Source organism: Herpetosiphonaceae bacterium (genome assembly GCA_036374795.1).
Taxonomy (GTDB): Bacteria; Chloroflexota; Chloroflexia; order Chloroflexales; family Kallotenuaceae; genus LB3-1.
In genome coordinates, this window is the sequence record DASUTC010000210.1 from 49063 (window position 1) to 70405 (window position 21343).

At 63.7% G+C, this 21343-nt stretch carries 23 protein-coding genes; 18 read left to right on the top strand and 5 right to left on the bottom strand.

Features of this window, described 5'->3' with window-relative positions; all coding sequences use genetic code 11:
• Positions 1-10: 10 nt before the first annotated feature.
• From VFZ66_15875 to tatA, 3 genes are all read right to left on the bottom strand, one after another.
• Positions 11-1510, bottom strand: coding sequence for a sugar transferase (locus VFZ66_15875; GenBank protein HEX6290668.1), 1500 nt, complete (start codon positions 1508-1510; stop codon positions 11-13).
• Positions 1507-2808 carry a GTPase ObgE gene (gene obgE, locus VFZ66_15880; protein ID HEX6290669.1) on the bottom strand — a complete coding sequence of 434 codons (1302 nt, stop codon included), beginning with the start codon at positions 2806-2808 and terminating at the stop codon, positions 1507-1509. The genes VFZ66_15875 and obgE overlap by 4 nt, the downstream gene beginning before the upstream one ends.
• A 113-nt stretch (positions 2809-2921) precedes the next feature.
• Positions 2922-3119: a twin-arginine translocase TatA/TatE family subunit gene (tatA, locus tag VFZ66_15885; GenBank protein ID HEX6290670.1), complete on the bottom strand. Its 198-nt coding sequence runs from the start codon at positions 3117-3119 to the stop codon at positions 2922-2924.
• Between the two features lie 223 nt (positions 3120-3342).
• On the opposite strand from tatA, the gene VFZ66_15890 reads away from it, so the two are divergent.
• The 3 genes from VFZ66_15890 (at position 3343) to VFZ66_15900 (ending at position 5842) form a co-directional block, all read left to right on the top strand.
• Positions 3343-4221, top strand: a complete 879-nt coding sequence (locus VFZ66_15890) for a hypothetical protein (GenBank protein HEX6290671.1) — start codon at positions 3343-3345, stop codon at positions 4219-4221.
• Positions 4222-4284: 63 nt separating this feature from the next.
• Entirely contained in the window at positions 4285-5229 is a 945-nt protein-coding gene (locus VFZ66_15895) for a N(4)-(beta-N-acetylglucosaminyl)-L-asparaginase (GenBank protein ID HEX6290672.1), read from the top strand.
• Between the two features lie 91 nt (positions 5230-5320).
• On the top strand, positions 5321-5842 hold the full coding sequence (locus VFZ66_15900) for a peptide deformylase (GenBank protein ID HEX6290673.1): 522 nt from the start codon (positions 5321-5323) through the stop codon (positions 5840-5842).
• Here VFZ66_15900 and VFZ66_15905 read toward each other — a convergent pair.
• Positions 5833-6093, bottom strand: a complete 261-nt coding sequence (locus VFZ66_15905) for a DUF1462 family protein (protein ID HEX6290674.1) — start codon at positions 6091-6093, stop codon at positions 5833-5835. The two genes, VFZ66_15900 and VFZ66_15905, sit on opposite strands and share 10 nt — an antisense overlap.
• Before the next feature lie 185 nt (positions 6094-6278).
• Here VFZ66_15905 and VFZ66_15910 point away from each other — a divergent pair, with 185 nt between their 5' ends.
• From VFZ66_15910 to VFZ66_15945, 8 genes are all read left to right on the top strand, one after another.
• Positions 6279-6713: a thioesterase family protein gene (locus tag VFZ66_15910; protein HEX6290675.1), complete on the top strand. Its 435-nt coding sequence runs from the start codon at positions 6279-6281 to the stop codon at positions 6711-6713.
• A gap of 26 nt (positions 6714-6739) precedes the next feature.
• The gene (locus tag VFZ66_15915; protein ID HEX6290676.1) at positions 6740-7411 is read left to right on the top strand and encodes an ATP-binding protein; all 672 of its coding nucleotides are present in this window, start codon (positions 6740-6742) and stop codon (positions 7409-7411) included.
• 31 nt (positions 7412-7442) lie between these two features.
• Positions 7443-8054, top strand: coding sequence for a histidine phosphatase family protein (locus VFZ66_15920; GenBank protein ID HEX6290677.1), 612 nt, complete (start codon positions 7443-7445; stop codon positions 8052-8054).
• Between the two features lie 265 nt (positions 8055-8319).
• Positions 8320-9090, top strand: a complete 771-nt coding sequence (locus VFZ66_15925) for a hypothetical protein (protein HEX6290678.1) — start codon at positions 8320-8322, stop codon at positions 9088-9090.
• Between the two features lie 137 nt (positions 9091-9227).
• On the top strand, positions 9228-9614 hold the full coding sequence (locus tag VFZ66_15930) for a single-stranded DNA-binding protein (GenBank protein HEX6290679.1): 387 nt from the start codon (positions 9228-9230) through the stop codon (positions 9612-9614).
• 176 nt (positions 9615-9790) lie between these two features.
• On the top strand, positions 9791-10609 hold the full coding sequence (locus VFZ66_15935; protein ID HEX6290680.1) for an MBL fold metallo-hydrolase: 819 nt from the start codon (positions 9791-9793) through the stop codon (positions 10607-10609).
• A gap of 121 nt (positions 10610-10730) precedes the next feature.
• A complete protein-coding gene (locus tag VFZ66_15940) occupies positions 10731-12353 on the top strand; it encodes a response regulator (protein HEX6290681.1) in 1623 nt (540 codons plus the stop codon).
• A complete protein-coding gene (locus VFZ66_15945; protein ID HEX6290682.1) occupies positions 12322-13020 on the top strand; it encodes a response regulator transcription factor in 699 nt (232 codons plus the stop codon). Before VFZ66_15940 ends, VFZ66_15945 begins: the two co-directional genes overlap by 32 nt.
• 124 nt (positions 13021-13144) lie before the next feature.
• Here the strand turns inward: VFZ66_15945 and VFZ66_15950 are convergent, their stop codons facing one another.
• A complete protein-coding gene (locus tag VFZ66_15950; protein HEX6290683.1) occupies positions 13145-13990 on the bottom strand; it encodes a pyruvate, water dikinase regulatory protein in 846 nt (281 codons plus the stop codon).
• A 213-nt stretch (positions 13991-14203) separates the two neighbouring features.
• On the opposite strand from VFZ66_15950, the gene VFZ66_15955 reads away from it, so the two are divergent.
• From VFZ66_15955 to VFZ66_15985, 7 genes are all read left to right on the top strand, one after another.
• Positions 14204-14602 carry a RidA family protein gene (locus VFZ66_15955; GenBank protein HEX6290684.1) on the top strand — a complete coding sequence of 133 codons (399 nt, stop codon included), beginning with the start codon at positions 14204-14206 and terminating at the stop codon, positions 14600-14602.
• Positions 14603-14916: 314 nt separating this feature from the next.
• Complete coding sequence (locus VFZ66_15960; GenBank protein ID HEX6290685.1) at positions 14917-15819, top strand: trypsin-like peptidase domain-containing protein; 903 nt, start codon at positions 14917-14919, stop codon at positions 15817-15819.
• 93 nt (positions 15820-15912) lie between these two features.
• Positions 15913-16842: a trypsin-like peptidase domain-containing protein gene (locus VFZ66_15965; protein ID HEX6290686.1), complete on the top strand. Its 930-nt coding sequence runs from the start codon at positions 15913-15915 to the stop codon at positions 16840-16842.
• The gene (locus VFZ66_15970) at positions 16839-17456 is read left to right on the top strand and encodes a response regulator transcription factor (GenBank protein ID HEX6290687.1); all 618 of its coding nucleotides are present in this window, start codon (positions 16839-16841) and stop codon (positions 17454-17456) included. Before VFZ66_15965 ends, VFZ66_15970 begins: the two co-directional genes overlap by 4 nt.
• 160 nt (positions 17457-17616) lie before the next feature.
• Positions 17617-17862: a hypothetical protein gene (locus VFZ66_15975; GenBank protein HEX6290688.1), complete on the top strand. Its 246-nt coding sequence runs from the start codon at positions 17617-17619 to the stop codon at positions 17860-17862.
• Entirely contained in the window at positions 17843-18757 is a 915-nt protein-coding gene (locus VFZ66_15980) for a phosphotransferase (protein ID HEX6290689.1), read from the top strand. Before VFZ66_15975 ends, VFZ66_15980 begins: the two co-directional genes overlap by 20 nt.
• Positions 18758-18982: 225 nt before the next feature.
• Entirely contained in the window at positions 18983-21241 is a 2259-nt protein-coding gene (locus VFZ66_15985) for a bifunctional (p)ppGpp synthetase/guanosine-3',5'-bis(diphosphate) 3'-pyrophosphohydrolase (GenBank protein ID HEX6290690.1), read from the top strand.
• Positions 21242-21343 lie beyond the last annotated feature (102 nt).

Sequence of the window (21343 nt, forward strand, 5' to 3'; positions counted from 1 at the left end):
ATACCCATCATCAATATGCGCCGCGCCCTTTGATCACCGAGGGAATGGTCGCCAGCAGAATCCGCAGGTCCAGCCACACCGACCAGTGCTCGGCATAGTAGATGTCCAGCCTGACATACTCGTCGAAGCTGCTGTCGGAGCGTCCGGTCGCCTGCCACAGCCCGGTGACGCCCGGCGTGACTTCCAGGCGGCGCCGATGCCAGCTCTCGTACTGGAAGACCTCTTCGGGGATTGCCGGACGCGGCCCGACCAGGCTCATCTCGCCGCGCAGCACGTTCCAGAGATTCGGGATCTCGTCCAGGCTGTACTTACGCAGGATGCGACCGATCGGCGTGACGCGCGGATCGTTCTTCATCTTGAAGAGGGGCCCGTCGCCCTCGTTCTGATCCATCAGCTCGGCCTTCAGCTCGTCGGCGTTGACCACCATCGTGCGGAACTTGAGGAACTCAAAGGGCACGCCGTGCCGCCCGATGCGCGTCTGCCGGTACACCACAGGGCCGCGCGAGGTCAGCTTGATCAGCAGCGCGACGATCAGCGCGATCGAGCCCCAGAGCGGCAGCGCGGCCAGCACCAGCGCCACGTCGATCACCCGCTTGATCAGGTAGTTTGCGCCCTTGATCCGGTTTTCGCGCAGCCCGATCAGCGGCGTGCCACGTAGCTCCTGAATCGTCACGCGGTCGAAGGAAAGCTCGTAGAAATCGGGAACGACCTGGAAGTCGATGCCAAGCTGGGTACACATCTGCACCACGTTCGGCAGCGAGCGGTGCTGCCAGAAGGGCAGCGCGACGATGATATGGTCGATGTTGTGCTGCGCGACCTTGATCGGCAGCGATTCGAGCGGCCCCAGATGCGGCGCTGCCACTCTGTCGGTAAAGCGCGGCCTGGGCGCGTCCTCCTCAGGCGGATCGGCCACGTAGCCCACCAGCTCATAGCCTGTCGCCGAGGTATCGGCCAGACTAGCCATCACCTCGCGGCTCAGCCCGGTGCCGCCGACTACCAGCACGCGCTCCAGGTCGTGGCCGTGCTGCCAGCGCCAGCGCCGCACCGTCTGGATCATCAATCTTCCGAGCGCCAGCAGCATAAAGATGAACAGCGCGGCGTAGATAAAGATCAGCCGCGAGAAGAAGCTGAACGGATCGTACAGAAAGAGGAAGATGATCGTCAGCCCGGCGGCGGTCAGCACGCTGCTGGCGAGGGTACCAAGCTGGCTCAGCCAGGTAGTGTTGCGCGGCTGGTGGTAGCTGCCCTTCAGCCAGAGCAGGCACAGCGTCGTCGCCAGCATCGTCAGGCTGGTCAGCGTAAAGGCAGGCAGCGGCTTGAAGAAAAAGATCTCGCGGCCAAAGTCGATCCGCAGAATGTAGCGCACCCAGTAGGCCAGCATAAAGCCCGCGACGATCAGCATAAGATCGAGCGCGAACGTGGCGCTCGCCTCGATCCGCTGCCGTCGCGCCCGCCGCACATGCACCGGCAGGGCGGTCGAGCGCATGCCCGGTAGCTGGAGCTCGCTCACGCTCCCAGTTCCTCGCTCCATTCCAGCTCCGCTTTTTCAATCAAGACGGTATCGCCCTCTTGAACGCCCGCTTCGCGCAGCGCCTCGGCGATGCCGCTGGCCTCAAGCACCCGTTGCAGCCGATCGATCGATTCGGGCTGCGCGAAGTTGAGCATCGAAACCAGCCGCTCGATCTTCTGCCCGCGCACGCGATAGCCGCCGCGCTCACGGGAAATCGTAAACTCGTCGGGATCGACTTCCGGCACCGGCCACTCCAGCATCTCGTTCGAGCGCGGCAGCAGCGCCAGCGGGCTTGGCATCTCGCGCAGGTACTCGGCCACTCGCCGCAGCAGCGGTTGCACGCCCTCGCCGGTTGCCGCCGAGATGCCGAAAAGAGTGTCTTTCGCCACCGGCAGTGCCTTGCGCAGCCGCTCGTAGTGCTCCTGGCCTTCAGGCAGATCGAGCTTGTTCAGCGCCACCACCTGCGGACGCTCGGCAAGCTGCGGCTGGTAGAGGCGCAGCTCCTCGTTGATCTGCGCGAAGTCGTCGAGCGGATCGCGGCCTTCGGTGCCAGCGGCGTCGACGACGTGGATCAGCAGCCGCGTGCGCTCGACATGCCGTAGAAAATCGTGGCCCAGGCCAATCCCGGCGTGCGCGCCCTCGATCAGCCCCGGAATGTCGGCTACCACAAAGGTCTGCGTGCCAATCTCGACCACGCCCAGGTTCGGCACCAGCGTGGTAAAAGGATACGCCGCGATCTTTGGCCGCGCCGCGCTGATCGCCGAGAGCAGCGTGGATTTTCCGGCGTTGGGATAGCCCACCAGCCCCACGTCGGCGATCAGCTTCAGCTCCAGCTCGATCTCGTACTCTTCGCCGGGCTGTCCCAGCTCGGCAATGCGCGGCGCTTGATTGGTGGATGTGGCGAAGTGGGTATTGCCCAGGCCGCCTTTGCCGCCGCGCGCCGCCCGCAGCCGCTGCCCCGGCGCGACCAGATCGATCTCGTACGGCTCGCCGTCGATCGTCGTCCGCGCGACCGTGCCCGGCGGTACGGTGATCACCAGATCTTTGCCGCTGCGCCCGGTCTTGCGACCGGAGCCGCCATTATGCCCCCGCTCGGCGACAAATTTTCGCTCGTACTGGAACTTGAGTAGCGTGTTGAGCTGCGGATCGACTTCGAGATAGACGCTGCCGCCGCGCCCGCCGTCGCCGCCGTTCGGCCCGCCGCGTGGCACAAATTTCTCGCGCCGAAAGGTCGCCAGGCCGTCTCCGCCATCCCCTGCCTTCACAAAAATTGTGGCCTGATCGATCATTTCTGCCATGCAACAACCCATACCCCGCAGCACACGCTGCGGGCTTCTCTGCTAATGTATCTTCATGACTCTGGAGGGCGCGACACTGCGCGCCCTCGGTCGGTAGCTCTGCCTGGTCGTCGTTAGACCCGCGTGGTGTCGCGCGGCTCGTCGCTGTGATCCGCAGCTTTCTTCGTCTCGTCGTCGCGGACGGCCTTGCGGAACTCGCGGATGCTGCCGCCCAGCGCGCCGCCGACGCCTGCCAGCTTCCCGGCACCAAAGACCGCTATAACGATCACGAGAATAAGCAATAGCTCTGGCAAGCCTAATGAACCAAACATATGCGTGCTCCTTGTGAGATCCAGCCTCACATCTGTCGCATTATACCATAGGCCCCTGCGCGCCTGCGTTTGCTACAATAGCGAGGAAGAACCAAGAACCAACGGAAAGCGTTGAAGTTGTTCCCGACCCCTGATCCCTGGACGTTGAACTTGCAACTCGAAACTTGGAACTTGGAACTTGCAACTCGAAACTTGGAACTCGAAACTTGGAACCAAAACAACTGTGAATGCCGAACATGTGCCCGATCCGACCGCGCTCTGGCTCTGCCAACTGCCGGGAATGACCGCCGCCCTGCTGCGCGAGCTGCTGGCCGCCTTCGGCTCTGCCGACGCGGTGCTGCGCGCGTCCTCCAGCGCGCTGCGCAGGCTGGGCGTCGCGCCCGCGCTGGTGGCGCAGCTTGTCGCCGGGCCGCGCCAGATCCCGCATGTCGCGGCTGGTCTGAAGGGCTTGCAGCGTCTGGGCATCGTGCCGCTGCCGTTCGCCGCGCCGAGCTACCCTGAGCGACTCCAGCGCCTGTCGGAGCCGCCGCTGGTGGTCTACGTCCAGGGACCGTGGCCGCTCGCGCAGCCGCTCGCGCTGATCGTTCAGCCCGACGAGATCGATCCGCGCGTCGCGACAGGCTGGGAGCAGATCTCGGCCACGCTTCGCGTACACGCAGGCTTCGCCGCACTGGCGACCGCAGCCGCCGCTCAGACCAGGCCAGCGCTGCTTGGCGTCCACCACGGCCTGATGCTGGCGCGGCAGCGCTTGCCGCAGGATCTCTGGAAGCAGGTGACGGCGCGTAGCTGCACGCTGCTTTCGATCTGCCCGCCCACGGCGCAGCCCGATCCCGCGCTGGCCCACGCCACCTATCGGGCGCTCGCGGCGCTATCGGATGCGCTCGTGGCGCTGCTGCCGCTGCCCGCAGAAGCCGACGATCTGCTCACCACGGCCCGCGCCGTGGGCCTGCCGATGTTTGGCCTGGGCGCGACCACTCGCACGCCGCTGCCGCCCGCCATGCGCCGCCTCCGCCCAGGCAAGAGCGGCGTCCGTGCCCTGTCGATCGCGCTGGGCGTTCATCCCGACGGCACCTCGACGATCCAGCAGGAGCGGCTCTTTTGAGCCTGCCGAACATATCACGGTGAAACTTGCTATAATCTGCGGAATTTCAGAAAAAGGTGGAGCATGATCGTCGTCACAAGTGCAAATGGTATCGTCGGCATTCAGGAAGCGATCGGGATCTTACGCCGGGGCGGCAGCGCGCTCGATGCGGTCGAGGCGGCGACGCGGCTGGTGGAGGCCAATCCCGACGATCATACGGTCGGCTACGGCGGCTATCCCAATCTCGTGGGCGAGGTTGAGCTTGACGCCTCGATTATGGACGGGCGCACCCTGCACGCCGGGGCGGTCGGCGGGCTCAAAGGCTACCGGCATCCGATCTCCGTCGCGCGCAAGGTGATGGAAGAGCTGCCGCATGTGCTGCTGGTCGGCGAGGGCGCGGCGCGCTTTGCCGCCGAGATGGGCTTCGAGGCCGAGAATCTGCTGACCGAGGAGGCCGCCGAGGTGTATCGTCAGGGAATCAGCGGCGCGCTGCCAGAAGATAAGCGCGATTGGCTGACCGGCGGCATCGAGGGCAACCTGGCGCGTCTGGCGCGTATTACTGCCGACCCGGAGCACGCCGCGGGAACGGTCAACTTTATCGCCCAGGATAGCGCGGGCAATATCGCCTGCGCGGTCAGCACCAGCGGCTGGGCCTGGAAGTATCCCGGTCGGCTGGGCGACTCGCCGGTGATTGGCGCGGGCAACTACGCCGACAACCGGAGCGGCGCGTGTGCCTGCACCGGCTGGGGTGAGCTGGCGCTGCGCTGCGGCACGGCGCGCTCGGTTGTGCTGTACCAGCGGCTCGGCTTTGGCCTGGAGCAGGCCTGCCGTCAGGCGATGTACGATCTGGCCTCTGCTACCGACGATCCCGCTCATGCGATCATGAGCCTGGTCGCGATCAACCATGATGGACGCCCCATTGGCATGACCACGGTGCCGGGCCGCACGTATGTCTGGATGACGCCGGAGATGGACGAGCCAGTCGAGGAGCCGCGTGTGGTGGTCGATCTAACGGAGGCCCACCGCTAGCTCGAGGGGACGCTCGTCCCAAGTTCCAAGTTCAAAGTTCGACGAACACGCAACTTGAAACTTGAAACTTGAAAGTAAGCGATGAGGACGTATGACAGTCCGATCCATGCTTCAGCTCGGTAATCCACTGCTGCGCCAGCCCGCGCAGCCCGTCGACGATGTGCAGAGCGAAGCTACTCAGTCGCTCATCGCCGATCTGTGGGATACCCTGTACGATTTTCGCGGCCAGCACGGCTGGGGCCATGCGCTCGCCGCGCCGGTGATCGGCGTTCCGCTGCGGGTGATCGTGGTAGACTGGGAGGGTGATCGCTTTGTGCTGATCAATCCGCGCTTCGAGCGCTGGAGCCGCGAGCAGGAGGTCGCCTACGAGTCGTGTGTCACCTTCAGCTCGATCTGGGGCGCGGTCTGCCGCCCGACGCGGGTTGTCGTCACGGCGCTGGACGAGCACGGGCAGGAGCAGCGCTACGATGCCGTGGGTCCGCTTGCCCGGCTGCTGCAACACGAGCTGGATCATCTGGATGGCTTTGTCTGGCTGGATCGCGAGCCTGATCTGTTGAGCATCTGTACCACCGACGAGTATCGGCGGCAGCGCCAGTTGCCCGATCAGCCCTGAGTGTGGCGCTGGAATGCCTGGGCGACGGCGGCGACGATCCGCAGCAGATCGAGCGACCCGGCGGCGACGATCGCGCCGTCCAGCAGCACGATAGGCAGCGGCAGCCGATCCGCGCCAGGCAGAGCAATCGTCTCGTCGATCCGCGCCTGGGCTTGAGGATCGCCGAGGTCGTAGTAGGCGACCTCAACCGCCGCGCCGTAGATCCGGTTCAGCGACGCTGTGAGCGCTGCGGCTGCCTCCGACGAAGGCACGCGCGGCGCTCAGCCGTGGCGGCTGTACACGTCGGCTGGCTCGCCGTAGATCTCTAGCTGCATCGGCTCCTCCCCTGCGATCGGCTCGATGGCCGATCTGCTGCAATGATTGTACCGCCCGGCAGCCCGAAAATATGCTACGATCCCTACTGAGTCGATCGCCAGCATTATCTGTGGAGCTATCCGTGAACTATCCCTATACCGTGTCGGTCAACGTTTCGTTTCGCGACATCGACGCGCTCGGACATGTCAACAACGCGGTCTATCTGACCTATTTCGAGCAGGCGCGCATCGGCTACGGGCTTCAGCTTGTCGGCGGCAGCGGCGTCGACGATCTGCATTTTGTGCTGGCCGAAGCGACAGTATCCTATCTGCGTCCCGTGTTTTTCGGCGATGTGCTGGAGATCGGCGTGCGCGTCGGCGAGATCGGCACCAAAAGCTTTGTGATGGACTACAGTATCCAGCGCCAGTCGGACGGCGAGCTGATCGCCCGTGGTCGCACGGTGCAGGTCTGGTACAACTATCAGACGCAGCGCTCGCAGCCGGTGCCCGATTCGTTTCGGGCGGCGGTGGCGCGGGATAACGAGCGGCTACGCCAGTCCGTGCCGCAGGAGGAGTAGCGCAAGCTCAACGCGCGAGGGAGGCCATGGCATTCAAAGAGCCGATTCCCAATCTCGAAACAGCCGACGGATTACCGCGCGATGCGCTGATCTGTACTGCGTGCGGCTATGTGATGGCTCAGTGGGCTGGCGATCCGCTGAGCTGGCCGCGCGAGATCGGCAGCGGCGACGATGTCAAGTATCAATGTCCGGCCTGCGATAGCGATCTCCAGGCGTGGGCACCCGTGCCAACCGTGCTGGGCGAGCGGCGCATCGATATTGCCGCGCTGATTCACGACGGCGAGGGCCAGGCCGTCGACTTCAAGGATTATGGCAGCGTGGACAGCCCCGATCTTCAGCGCGACCTGGCGCGGCATATTGCGGCGTTCGGCACCAGCGGCGGCGGCGTGCTGCTGATCGGCGTGCGCAACGACGGCACGATCTCCGGCATCAACGGCGCGGACAATGTCGAGGGCCGCGACCGCTGGCGGAAGGCGATCTACGCGGCCAGCCGGATGGTCAAACCGGCGATTGTGGTTGCGCCCGATTTTATCGAGGCGAACGGCTCGCTGGTGCTGGCGATCCGCATTCCGCGCGGTCACGAGCCGGTCTATTATTTCTCGAACCGGCCCTACATTCGCGATGGGCAGGCGTCGCGGCCAGCCGAGCCCGACGAGGTCAAGGCGCTCTACACGCGTCAACCGAGCGGCGGCCTGTAGCGTGTCGCCGCGTGAGTATAAAGGACGATCCATGGAGTCTCCAAGCACACGCTTGATTCTGGTCCGTCATGGCGAGACGGAAGCCAATGTTGCCGGGCGCATGCAGGGCCGCAGCAACGATCCGCTGACCCCGCTCGGCCAGCGGCAGGTACACGCGGTTGCGGCCAGGCTCAAGCGCGAGGGCCATCCGATCGAGGCGCTCTACACCAGCTCGCTGCTGCGGGCATGTCTCACCGCCGACGCGATCGGCGCGGAGCTGGGCCTGACGCCCCGGCTGCGCGATGGGCTGCAAGAGATGCATCTTGGCGACCTCGATGGCGAGTCGGCGGCGACGCTCTTTGCTGCCATGCCGCGCTCGCTCGACGAGAGCTACCCCGGCGGCGAGTCGCTGCGTGAGTTCGTCGAGCGCATCATGGGCACGCTCTACGGCATTGCCATCGCGCACACCGGCGGCACCGTTGCCGTGGTCAGCCACGGCGGCGTGATCAGCACAGCCCTGTCGATCTGGAAGCGCGGCCACGGCGGCGCGTGGCGCGAGTACGCGCCTGATAACTGCGCGATCTCGATCGTCGAGTTCCAGGCCGGTCCCGCCGTGATCAGCGTCAACGATTGCACGCATCTCACGCGCGAGGCCAACGGATAACACCGCCTCTGGGACGCGCTGCCGCTCTGCGCGTCCCTCCTTCCCTCCGCCCAACCGCCCAAGCTTTGCCTCAAAATTGAGTAATTTCCGCAAACGTTGTGACCGTACCTGTCACAACGGGTGGTTATACTGGCTTCATCAGGCGAAGGTGAGATGGAGCTAACGCATACCAATCGGCTGGACTTGCGCTTGTCGAACACGTGTGCTATACTATAGCTTCACATAACATGAGCCGGAGTGTGTTATCTAAAACGGAGGAAACCCAATGCCTAAGCACGAAGAAACAGTCCAGGCCAGCGTGACACGCACGCTGCGGGCGGCAGTCAAAGTCGGAGACGATTACTACACGCTCGAAGAGACGATCACGCTGCCGCCGACGGCCAGCGACGAGCAGATTGCCCAGGCGGTCGCCACGGGGCTGCGCATGTACGAGGCACAGCGCGCGGCGGTCGAGGCGCAGGTCCGCGATCTGCGCGAGCATGTCGTCGCACAGCCGCTGCCGGTCCAGATCCGCGAGCCTGACGCTCCCGCCAGCGAGAAGCAGCGCCAGTACATGGAGTACCTGCTCAAGGAGCTAGGCTGGGATAACGAGCGGCTGGCAGCCTTTGCCGCCGATCGCATGCTGAACCTGCTGACGCTGACCAAGCGCGAAGCATCCGAGCTGATCGACGAGCTGAAGGGCGCGCTCTCCGGCTCCGTAGACGAAGCGCCGTCCGATGCCGCCGCGCCTGTGGAGGCAGCGGCGGAGGAGCCCGCCGCCGAGCAGCCGCAGCCTGAGCCAGCTCCCACCGACCGCCAGGCGATTCTGCCGATCGGCGAGCGCGCGACACAGCGCCAGGTCCGCGCGCTGGAGCGTCTGGTCGACGAGCGCGGCATCGATGTCGAGGGCGAGCTGCGAGCGCGCTTCGGCGATCGTGGCCTGGCCGATCTTTCGATGGATGAGGCCGGCCAGTTGCTCAGCGAATGGCAGCAGCGCCCCCGCCAGCTTCGCCCGCGCGATGCGTCTGCCGCCTCCGGCACCCGCCGCGCAGCTTAATTCGGGCCTGCGATGGCCTTCAGCCCTCAGCCGAGGGCCATCGCGCACGGTTGTACGTTCTATTGTGTTGGTCCGAATCGTGCGCTTGAGCCTAACAAGCGCATGAACAAGTTGCGCATGATGCGTGGAGGTGTACAATGAAGCCGGTGCGAGGTACTGTTAACTATGTCGAGCTGATCGGGTGGCTGGGCAACGATCCCGAACAGCGCTATACCCCGTCGGGCGTGCCGATCGCGGAGTTTAGCGTCGCCACCAAGCGGCCCGGCAGCCGCAACGAAGACGGCACCTGGAACTACGACACGGATTGGATCGATGTGGTCGCCTGGGACCAGCTGGCCGAGACGGCGGTCGCGAATCTACGCAAAGGCAGCCGGGTGCGTGTGACGGGCAGCCTGCGCACGGATAGCTGGGAAGATCGCGAAGGAAACAAGCGCAAGCGCATCATGGTGCGCGCCGACGACATCATGTTTCTGGATGCCCGGCCCGCGCTCGACGAGACGGCTATGAGCGAGGCCCCATTTTAGCCAGAACACACCTACCCTTCACACCCGTGCCCGGAGTTCTATAGACTCCGGGCGCATCTTTTTAAATCGCTGGTATACTTGAGCATACCATTGCAGCATTATTCCAGGTCGGGCCTCATCCAGGGCTGTCGATTGCGGCCCTGTTGGGATGCGATAGGCATGTTATAATCTGGCCGATGAGCCTCCAAGTTCGGTCCTTAGCCAGCGGCAGCAGTGGCAACGCGTTTCTGGTGCGAACAACTGCTGGCGCGTTTTTAATCGATGCCGGCCTGTCCGCGCGCACGCTAGAGCGGGTGCTACGCCAACATAATGTTGAGCCGAGCACGCTCACGGCGATCGTGCTCTCGCATGAGCATCACGACCACGCGCAGGGTGCCGGGCCGTTAGCGCGGCGCTACAACGTGCCGATCGTCTGTACCTCTGGCACGGCGCAAGCCCTCGGAGCGGCGGTCCAGGGCGTGGATCTGCGAGCCTTGCACGCCGACGGCATCAGCGTGGGCGATGCCGATGTCTGGAGCTTTGCGCTGCCGCACGATGCCGCCGAGCCTGTCGGCGTGCTGCTGCGTCACCAGGAGTGGACGATCGGCATCGCGCTCGATTTTGGACATACTCAGCCACATATTGTCGCCGCGCTCCAGGAGGCGAACCTCGTGGTGATCGAGGCGAACCACGACCGCGAGCGGCTGCTGGCGACGGCCTATCCGTGGAGCACCAAGCATCGCATTCTGGGAGAGTACGGGCACCTGTCGAATTTGCAGGCGGCGCAACTGATCGAGGCGATTGTGCAGGATGGTCGGCGGCGCGACGTGTGGCTCGGGCACCTGTCCGAGCGAGCGAATGACCGTCCGCGCGGCGTGATCCAGTTTGTGCGCAACTATCTCGACATGCTGGACGTGCCGCCGCTCACGTTGAGCATTGCGCAGCGCGACAAGCCGAGCGCAACCTGGCACAGCGATCTGGCGCTTCAGCAGGGCGAACTCTTTCAAATCTGCTAATCTGGCGGTACTCTCCGACCACTAACCAATGATACCTGCAAGATCGTGATACTCATGCTCCATGTCTGATACGAAGAACGGTAGTAGCATAGAGGTGCGCGGAATAACTAGGGGCGAGGCCATGAACGGACAAAACCCGGCGCGAATTCTAATCGTCGATGATCATGAGGATAATGTTGACCTCCTCCGCATGATTCTGCGCTCGCAAGGCTACGATATTTTGACGGCCAGCGATGGCCTGCAAGCGTTAGAGATCATCCAACATACCATCCCCGATCTGATGCTGCTCGACGTGATGATGCCGCGCATGAGCGGCTACGAGGTGATCGAGGAGGTGCGCCGCAACCACGAGGAATACCTGCCGATCATGCTGATTACCGCCAAGCATGATCTATCGGATAAGGTCAGAGGCCTTGAAGTTGGCGCGGACGATTTCCTGAGCAAGCCGGTCCAAAGCGCCGAGCTGATCGCCAAAGTTCGCGCGCTGCTGCGTCTCAAGCAGGTGCAAGACGAGCTGATCAACGAGCGCGACAAAAACGAGATGCTCTGTTTCGTCGGGCAGCAGCTTAACAGCACGCTGGATGTCGACCAGCTTGTGCGCGAGGCGCTGAATGTGATGGTCAATCTGATCGGGGCGACGCAGGGCAGCGTGCTGATCAAGCATCCGCGCGGCCAGACCTGGCGCAAGATCACCACGCTGGTCGAAGGCGATCAGACGCATCATCCCGATGAAACAACGCTGGTGCTGGCGCAAGGTCTGGCCGGTCTGGCGCTGCGCAGCCGCGAGACGGTTCTCGTCACCGATACGATCAACGACTCCCGCTGGCTGCCGCTGGACGATCTGACCGGGCCGGTGCGTACCGCGCTGGCGATCCCGCTGATTCATAACCATACTGAGCTGGGCGTGCTGACGCTGATGCATCGAGAGCCGCAGCGCTTCCGCGAAGAGCAACTGCCGATGGTGAGCTCAGTCGCGGCGCAGGTGATGTCGGCGCTGTATAACGCCAGCCTCTACACCCAGCTTAAACAGGCCGAGGCCGCGCGCGAGTATGTGGTGCATATGCTGACGCACGATCTGCGCGCTCCCCTGGCGGGCATTATGGGCTGCCTGCATGTGCTTGGCGTCAGCGTGCAAGATCCCGACAGCATGGAGTTTATCGATCTGGCGCGCAAGGCGTGCGAGGCCCAGGAGGAGCTGATCAACGATATTCTCGACGTATATCGCGCTGAAACCGGGCTGCTGGAGCTGGCAAAAGTGCCGTTCCAGCCGTCCGATCTGAAAGGCCCGGTGCTGGATCAGCTTTCGGGCGCTGCCGCCGAGCGCAAGCTGCGGCTCACAATCGAGATGCCGGAGGAGCCGACGATCATCGCCGACATGCGTAAGCTGAGCCGCGTGCTCGTCAATCTGGTCAATAACGCGATCAAGTTTACGCGCAAAGGTGGCGTGTATATTACTGCGAGGCGGGCGGAAAACGACGTCCAAATGCTGTTTACGGTACGCGATACCGGCGTTGGGATTGCGCCGGAGGATGTCGGGCATATCTTCGACCGGTTCTTCCAGGCCCGGCAGGAGGGCGCGCGGCGTGGTTCCGGGCTTGGCCTGAACTTCTGCCGTGAGGTTGTGCGCGCGCATGGCGGCCAGATCTGGGCCGAAAGCCAGCTCGATGTTGGTACGACGATCTACTTTACCATTCCCCTAGAAGGTAACTTTGATGACCAAGTGGCGATTACTGATCGCAGATGACGATCTCGTGGTGCGGCGCTCGTTAGAGGCGAGCTTTCTCACCGATGGGTTCGACGTAGTGACGGCCCCGGATGGCGAAACCGCCCTGGAAAAAGTGAATCAGCGCTGGCCGGATATCGCGGTGCTGGACCTGATGATGCCGGATATGACCGGGTTCGATCTGTCGGACCGGCTGCGCCGCGCGGTGGAGATCCCGATTATCATTCTGACCTCGATCAGCGACGAGGAGACGACGATCAAGGGCCTGGAGGAGCACGCGGATGATTATATTATCAAGCCGTTCAGCTACCCGATCCTCCGCGCGCGCGTCAACCGGCTGCTGGCGCGCTACTACGAGGGCGGGCTGCATCCCGGCGAGCGCGTGGTCGTCGATCAGCATCTAACGGTCGATTTCGGGCATCGCCTGGCATGGGTCGACGGCAAGCAGGTCGCGCTGACGCCGATCGAGGCGCGAATCCTGTTCCTGCTGATGCAGAACGCCAACACGATCGTGCCCACGGCGACGCTGCTGCGCAAAGCCTGGGGCTTTGGCGAGGAGGGCGATCCCGAATCGCTCTGGGTGCGCATTCGCAAGCTGCGCAACAAGATCGAGCCGGAGCCCGACAGCCAGCGCTATATTCATACCGAGCGCGGCGTCGGCTATCGCTTCAATCGTCGCGCCTCGTGATGGCATGATGGGCGCTCGGTTGCGATAAGGAATCCTGGTATGTGAAGCGGCTCGCGTTGACGGCGCGAGCCGCTTCGCCTTAACCTCGATCGCACCTGCTGGCAGCGCAGCCCCGCACGCCCTCCTACTGAACGGTCATCTCAAACCAGCGGCTAAGCAGCGCGATCACCTGATCGGCGGTTTCTTCGATCGGCTTGTTGGTGACGTTGACCAGCGCAAATCCATGCCGCCGACACAGCCGCCGCGCGCTCATGATCTCGTCTTGGAGCATCTCAGGCTCCGTATAATCGCGGCCAGTCGTTCCGACCATTGCTGAGCGCCGCCAGTGACGATGCTGGAGCAAAATATCCACGTCGATCGTCAGACCAACCACGCGATGCGGATCGATCTGGAACAGCTCGGCTGGCGGCGCGACGTGTGGCACCAGCGGAACATTCGCGACTTTCCAGCCGAGCACCGAGAGGTAGATGCTGAGCGGCGTTTTGCCGACGCGCGACACGCCGACCAGCACCACGTCGGCCTGGTGCAGCTCATGCGGGTTGCGCCCGTCGTCATGCTCGACGGTGTACTCAATCGCGTGGATGCGTTCGAGATAGACCTCGTGCTGGCGCTGGTAGAGGCCGGGCTGTCCCAGCGGCTCATGCCCGAAGACTGAGGCGATTTGCGCAAGCGGATCGCCGATCGTGTCGATCGCCGGAATCCGGTGCTGCTCGGTCAGCGCGACCAGCGTCCGGCGCATGGTCGGCTCGACCATCGTGTGGATGATAATGCCCTGCTTGGCCGCTACCTGCGCGATCACCTCTGGAAGCTGCTCGGCGTGGCGGACCTGCGGAATCACCAGGACTTGCGGATTGATCTGTGGAAACTGCGAGAGCGCGATCCGGGCGATATGCTTGCCGAGCGCGCCAGCGCCGCCGGAGATGATAAAGATCGGTGGAAGCTCTTGGGAGTTTGGCTGTATACTCGCCATACGGGTGCCTCGTGATCGATGTTCGCTCAGCGCGCCGCGCGGTAGCTGGTCGGTGCGCTGCAAGATCCGCCTGGCTGCCACTGTAGCAAGCGAGCCGGTGCGCCGCGTAGCGATCCGCCCACCAGCGGTAGCCGTTATGCCATCCAGCGCGGGCGTCGGGGATAAGCGTAAAGGTCGACGTGATCGACTTCAAAGGTTTGAGGTGATCGAGCTATGAACAGACAACGTATTGCGACGGGCACGACGTGGGAGTCGATCGTCGGCTACTCGCGGGCGGTGCGGATCGGTCCCTTTGTGCATGTCGCTGGAACCACGGCAACCGATCCCGATGGCAAGATCGTCGGCATCGGCGATCCGTACGCCCAGACGATCCAGATCCTCCGCAACATCGAGGCGGCGCTGCAAGCCGCCGGTGCCAGCCTGGAGGACGTGGTGCGCACGCGGATCTATGTCGTCAATATCGACGATTGGGGGCAGATCGGCAGGGCACACGGCGAGTTCTTTCACGCGATCCGCCCGGCGACGAGCATGGTCGAGGTGCGGCGCTTGATCCGGCCAGAGATCCTGGTCGAGATCGAGGCTGAGGCGGTGATCGCCGAGGCGCTGGCCTGAGCGCTGGCGTGCGGCGCCTGTGTATAAGCTGACACTCGTCACTCGCAATACGGATGATTTTGACTGGATTGACGGTCTAACCCTCTTCAATCCGTTTACATCCTCCCAGTAGATCTTCGCCGTGCATAGGCGACGCCGCTAGTGGATTTGCGAGATGCGGGGGACACGTCGCGCACGTGTCCCAGGCAGTTGTTAGCACCCGCCTGCGCCGTAGCCGTACTAGCCGAACTTCCAGGTTGGGCCTCATCGACTAGCCGATGCTGCCACGCTGGCCGCGCGCTACACTCATGATCAACAATGAAACGGAGGACGATATGAGTGACAACGTGCTAGCCGATCTGTCGACGCAGATGGCGAACGCAGTTGAGCGGGCGGGCCGCTCCACGGTTTTGGTCAATGGTCGCCAGCGCTTTCCCGCGAGTGGTATTGCCATCGCCGCCGACCTGATCCTGACCGCCGACCACGTGGTCGAGCGCGACGAAGATATCAGTATCGTGACACACGACGGTACCGAGGCCAAAGCGCAGCTTGTCGGACGCGACCCGGCGACCGATATTGCGGTGCTGCGCGTGTCGGGCGTGACGCTTGAGCCAGCGACACAGGCCAGCGAGCCAGCGCGGGTGGGGCAACTGATCCTGGCGCTCGGACGGCCCAGCACGAGCGGCCCGATGGCAAGTCTCGGCATCGTCAGCGCGGTAGGCGGGCCGTGGCGCGGCGGACGCGGCGGTATGATCGAGCGCATTATTCGCACCGACGCGACGCCCTATCCCGGCTTTTCGGGCGGCCCGCTGATCACCGCTGACGGCGCGATCGTCGGCATGACGACTACGGGGCTGTCGAACGGCCCGGCGATCGGTATTCCCAGCTCGATCGCCTGGAGCATCGCGCAGACGCTAACGCAGCACGGCTCGCTCAAGCGCGGCTATCTTGGCATCAGCTCGCAGCCGGTACGTCTGCCCGACAATACTCCCACGATCAGCGGCACGCGGCCCAGCGTCGGCCTGCTGCTGGTGCATGTCGAGCCGAATAGCCCGGCGGCGAACGCCGGTCTGCTGCTGGGCGATGTGCTGGTGGCGATGAACGGGCAGATCGTCGAGAGCGCGGATGATTTGCAGGCGTTTCTGACCGGCGATAAAGTTGGTCAGGCGCAAACGGCGCAGATCATTCGCGGCGGCGAGCTGCGCGAGCTATCGGTCACGGTTGGTACGCGCTCGTAGCACGCCGATAGGCCGGGTTTGGGGCGTCAGAACCAAGAACCGAGAGATCGAAACTCCTATCGATCGTTCCTGCTGCAAGCTCAAGAGGAAGATATGTTGGAACAGGAGTCTGTAACAGGCGCTACACTGCTGTCGCGGGCAATTTCCGATGGGCTGGCCGGGCTCATCGGCAAGGTTCAGGATAGCGTGGTGCAGGTGCGGAGCGGGCGGCGCGGCTCCGGCTCCGGCATCGTGTGGCGGTCGGATGGCATCGTCATGACCAACCATCACGTTGTGGGCAGCCGCGAGCATGTATCGGTGCTCTTCAACGACGACCGCGAGATCCAGGCACGGGTGATCGCCCGCGATCCGGTGCTGGATCTGGCGGCGCTCAGCGTGGACGCGATCGGCCTGCCCGCGGCGGAGATCGGCGTGTCGTCGACGCTGCGCGTGGGCGAGCTGGTGCTGGCGGTGGGCAATCCCTGGGGCCAGCGCGGCGTGGTCACGGCAGGGATCATCAGCGCGGTCGGCGAGATCGAAACGTCGTGGCGCAGCGGCAAAGCCGAGTATATTCGCTCCGACGTGCGTCTCGCGCCGGGCAACTCCGGCGGTCCGCTGCTGGACGCGCAGGGCCGCGTGATCGGCGTCAACGCGATGATCTTCGGCGGCGATCTGGGCGTGGCGATTCCCAGCCATATCGCGACGCAGTTCTTGCTGGTGGCGGAGGGCCAGCGCCCGATGCTTGGCGTCGGCGTGCAGCCGGTGCCGCTTCCGGCCAGCTTCCAGGCGTTGGCGCAGCGTGATCGCGGGCTGCTGGTGGTCGAGCTGCTGTCGGGCGGCGCGGCGGAGCGGGCGGGCTTCTACATCGGCGATGTGCTGCTGGACGTGGCGGGCAAGCCCGTGCTGGACGGGCATAGCCTGACCTACGCGCTGGCCGAGCACCGCGCAGGCGATGCGGTGGGCGTGCGCTATCTGCGTGGCGGCGAGATCCGCGACGCCGATGTCGCGCTGGATGCGTTTCCGGCGCAGCGGGTAGCGGCGTGATTCGGGTGGCGGTGATCGCGGCGGCGCCAGCGGTGCGGGCGGGCCTGCGCGTCTTGCTGGCCTCCGATCCGTCGCTCCAGGTGATCGGCGACGGCGCGACGCTGGACGATCTTCGGCACGCGCCACTCGCCGCCGCCGAGGTTGCGGTGCTGCATGGCCTGCTGCCGAGCGGGCGTCTGGCGGTGCCGGATACGCTGCGCGGCGTGCTGCTCGTCACCGACGAGGGAGAGGCCGGGCTTGGGTCGCCTGCGGTTGGCTGCGCCTGGGGCATGTTGCCGGGCGATGCCTCTGCCGAGGAGCTGATCGCAGGCGTTACCGCGCTGTACCACGGCCTGTTGGTGATCCATCCGCATCTTGCAGCGCAGGTCCTGGTGTCGGCGGGCACCCTTCGTGCCGATGCCGACGAGCCATTGGCCGAGCCGCTGACGACGCGGGAACAGGAGGTGTTGCAACTGATTGGACAAGGGCTGTCCAATAAAATGATCGCCGATCGTCTGCACATCAGCGAGCATACCGTCAAATTCCATGTTTCGGCGATCTATGCCAAACTTGGCGTCGCCAGCCGCACCGAAGCCGTGCGCTCAGGCGCGCGCCGTGGGCTGATCGTCCTGTGACGACTGGGGCGTGCGCGATTGCGCGATAACGCTACTCCCGAAGGACGCTCACGCGAGCGTCCTTTCTTGTTCTTGAGCGTGTGTCGATTGGCATAAGCGCCGCCCGCCAACAGGAGTATAATCCCCGTATCAGAATCAACGAATGATAGCGAAGCATACTATGTCTGCACACATCGATCGGCAACGGCTCCAGCGGCGCTTGCGGTCGCTGCTGATCGTCGGCTCGCTGCTCGCACCAACCTTCTGCGTCTTCTCGCTGCTGGCGCTGATGCTGGCGTCCAACGGCACAACCTGGGTGATCTGGCTGCTGCTTACGCTGTGGGTCGTCGTCGGCGCGCTGCTGGGACTGGTAGTGGCGCGGGTGCTCACGACGCTCCGAGCGCTCAATGACGACAGCAGCCGCTAGCGCGCAGCGGCTACGCGAGCGGATCGCACGCTGCGCGCCTGAGCTGGCCGCCGGTTCGATCCGGCTGGTCGAGCAGGGCTGGGATAGCCGTGTGGCGCTCGTCGATGAAGCGTGGGTTTTTCGCTTCCCGCGCAACGCCGAGAGCGCAGCGCAGCTTGCGGTGGAGCAAGCGCTGCTGCCCTATCTCGCGCCGCGTCTGCCGCTGCCGATCCCCGATTTTACCTATGCGTGTCCGGCGAGAGAGGTCGGCGAGGGGCCCTTTGTCGGGTATCGCATGATCGCGGGCGTGCCGCTCGATCCGCCACTCTTGCAGGCGGCGTCTGCTGCGGTGCGTCGGGCTGTCGCGCGGCAGATGGGGTTATTCTTGCAGGCGCTCCACAGTGTGCCACCCGCGACAGCGCGGCAGGTCGCGCCGGGCCTGCGCCGCTTCGATCCCACCAGCTTTGTACCGGAATACGCCGAGATCGAGCGTGTGGTCTTTCCGCTGCTCAGACCGTCGCAGCGCGAGCGGATCTGCCGTCTGTACGCATTTGCCGCCGATGCCGCCGTTTGGGATTTTGCTCCGGCGCTGGTCCATAATGATCTCATGCCGGTGCATATGCTATTCGATCCTCGCGCACAGCGCGTCGCGGGCGTGATCGATTTCGGCGATGTCGTGCTGGGCGATCCTGCGATCGATTTTGTGGGATTGCTGGAGCACGGCGCGGCCTTTCTCGCAGCGGCGCTCGGCTGCTATAGTCGCCCGCTGGATGCCGCGTTTCGCCGACGGCTGGTGTTTTACCGGATACGCACGCGGCTGATCGATCTACGCTACCACCTCGAACACGGTAACTCCGAGCGCGTGGCCGTGATCCTTCCAGAGCTGCGCACGCTGCTGGTCGCGCGCTCCCAATAGAATTGGTGCTGCGCTCGATGCATATACGATCGTGTTGAGAATAGCGCATTGCAATCAGTAGAATGATAATAGTACCACCTGATGAGAAAGATTCTCAACATTGCTATAAGTTTACATAATTTACTTGACAGCCCCTCGATCCCCGTGCTATCCTTCACAGACCTGTGAGCCGCGTCTGATTGAGAGCGGGTCCAACACGGTCTGATCCGGGATGGAGCGCCAAAAATGGATCATCCCTCAACAGCACTAACCAATGTTGACACACAACCTGCGAATGGTGTCGCGGCGACGAAGCCTGCGCTCCCGACGACGCAGCCAGCCCTGACCTCAGAGCCGGAGGGGCTGATCAAGCGTTTGCACGTTTATCATCCCGACTTTGACGATACGATCGTGCGAACCGCCTTTACGATTGCTCAGGCGGCGCATGAGAAACAATGTCGCTCTTCCGGCGAGCCATACATCCTGCATCCGATCGCCGTGGCGCATATCTTGATCGACCTTAAGCTCGACCCAGCCTGTATCGCGGCTGGGTTGTTGCATGATGTGGTCGAGGATACGAACTTCTCGCTCGATCAGATCAAGGCGCAGTGCGGCGTCGAGATCGCCAATATCGTCGATGGCCTGACCAAGCTGAAGGCGATCGAGGGCCGCACCAAAGAAGATGCGCAGGCCGGCTCGTATCGCAAGATGTTTATCGCGATGGCCGACGATCCGCGCGTGGTCTTAATCAAGCTGGCCGACCGGCTGCACAACATGCGGACGTTGCAGCACGTGCCGGAGCCCAAGCAAAAGCGTATCGCGCGCGAAACGCTGGAGATCTACGCGCCGCTGGCGCATCGCCTGGGCATCTGGCAGATCAAGTGGGAGCTGGAAGATCTCTCGTTTCGCTATTTCGATCCCGAAAAGTACGATACGATCAGCCGCCAGCTTCAGCTTCGGCGCGACGCCCGCGAGCGGATTATTCATCGCGTGATCAGCAGCCTGCGCCAGGAACTCGATAAATCGAGCATCTCCGGCGAGATTACGGGACGGCCCAAGCATATCTACTCGATCTGGCGCAAGATGGATCGTAAGGGCGTGCCGCTCGACCAGATCTACGATCAGCTTGCGGTGCGCGTGATCGTCAACACCGTGGCCGAGTGCTATCAAGTCCTGGGCATCGTGCATAACCGCTGGACGCCGATCCCCAACGAGTTCGACGACTACATCGCCATGCCCAAGGAGAGCATGTATCAGTCGCTCCACACGACGATCTTGATACCGGGCGGGCAGCCGTGCGAGATCCAGATTCGCACCCACGACATGCACGAGGTGGCCGAGCACGGCATCGCGGCGCACTGGCGCTACAAAGAAGGCTTTGGCAGAAAGGCCGAGGTGTCGATCGACGCCAAGCTGCAATGGCTGCGGAACCTGATCGCGTGGCGGCGCGAGATCAACGAAGACCGCGAGTTCATGGAGACGGTCAAGAGCGAGGTGCTTCAGGAGCAGGTCTATGTCTTCACGCCCAAAGGCAAGATCATCGACCTGCCCAAAGGCTCGACGCCGATCGACTTCGCCTACCGCATTCACTCCGATGTCGGCAACAACTGTATCGGCGCGCGGGTCAACAATCGGCAGGTGCCGCTGCACTATCAGCTCCAAAACGGCGAGGTCGTCTCGGTGATGACCTCCAAGCAGCCGCGTGGTCCGAGCCGCGACTGGCTGGAGTTTGTGCAGACCTCGAACGCGCGCAATCATATTCGGCGCTGGTTCCGCCGCCAGGAGCGCGGCCCGAATATCGCCGCAGGCCGCGATATGCTGGAGCGCGAGATGAAGCGGCTGGGCATGTCGCTGTCGTTTGACGATGTGGTCGAGGCCAATAATTTCAAGAGCGTCGAAGATCTCTTCGCGGCGATCGGCGTCGGCGATCAGCATCCGCGCGAGCTGGTGCGGCGGGTGATCGCGCGGCAGAAGGTGATGCAGGGCGATCTCGATCCGCTGGCGAAGCTGCCCGACACATCGCCGCGTCATGCGGAGCCGCCCAAGGTCGGCATTCAGGTGCGCGGCACCAACGATATTCACACGCGCCTGGCACGCTGCTGCAACCCGATCGAGGGCGATCGTGTCGTCGGGTTTGTGACGCGCGGCAAGGGGCTGACGATCCACCGCGCCGATTGTCATAATATCTTGCACGAGCGCGACCGCGCCCGGCTGATGGATGTGGCCTGGGGTCCGAGCGACAATAAGCAAGCCTATCCCGTGCCGATCCGCATCGAAGCCTGGGACCGCGTTGGGCTGTGGCGCGACATCACCAGCACCGTGGCCGACGCCGGGATCAACATCCAGGGCGTGCAGCAGGTCGAGAATCGCCATGCCGGTCGGGCTACCCTGATCGCGACGCTGATGGTGGATAGTCTGGCGCAGCTTACGACGATCCTCGATAAGCTCAATCGGATCTCAGATGTGATCGACGCGCATCGGGAGCGATCGATAAGTACGGGGTAAGAACCAAGAACCGGGTGCCACGCGGGTGCCAGACCCGGAGGGTACCCCGGCATGGACGCCCGGCGCACCAAGAACTAAGCGCCAGGGGACGAAAGCACAAAG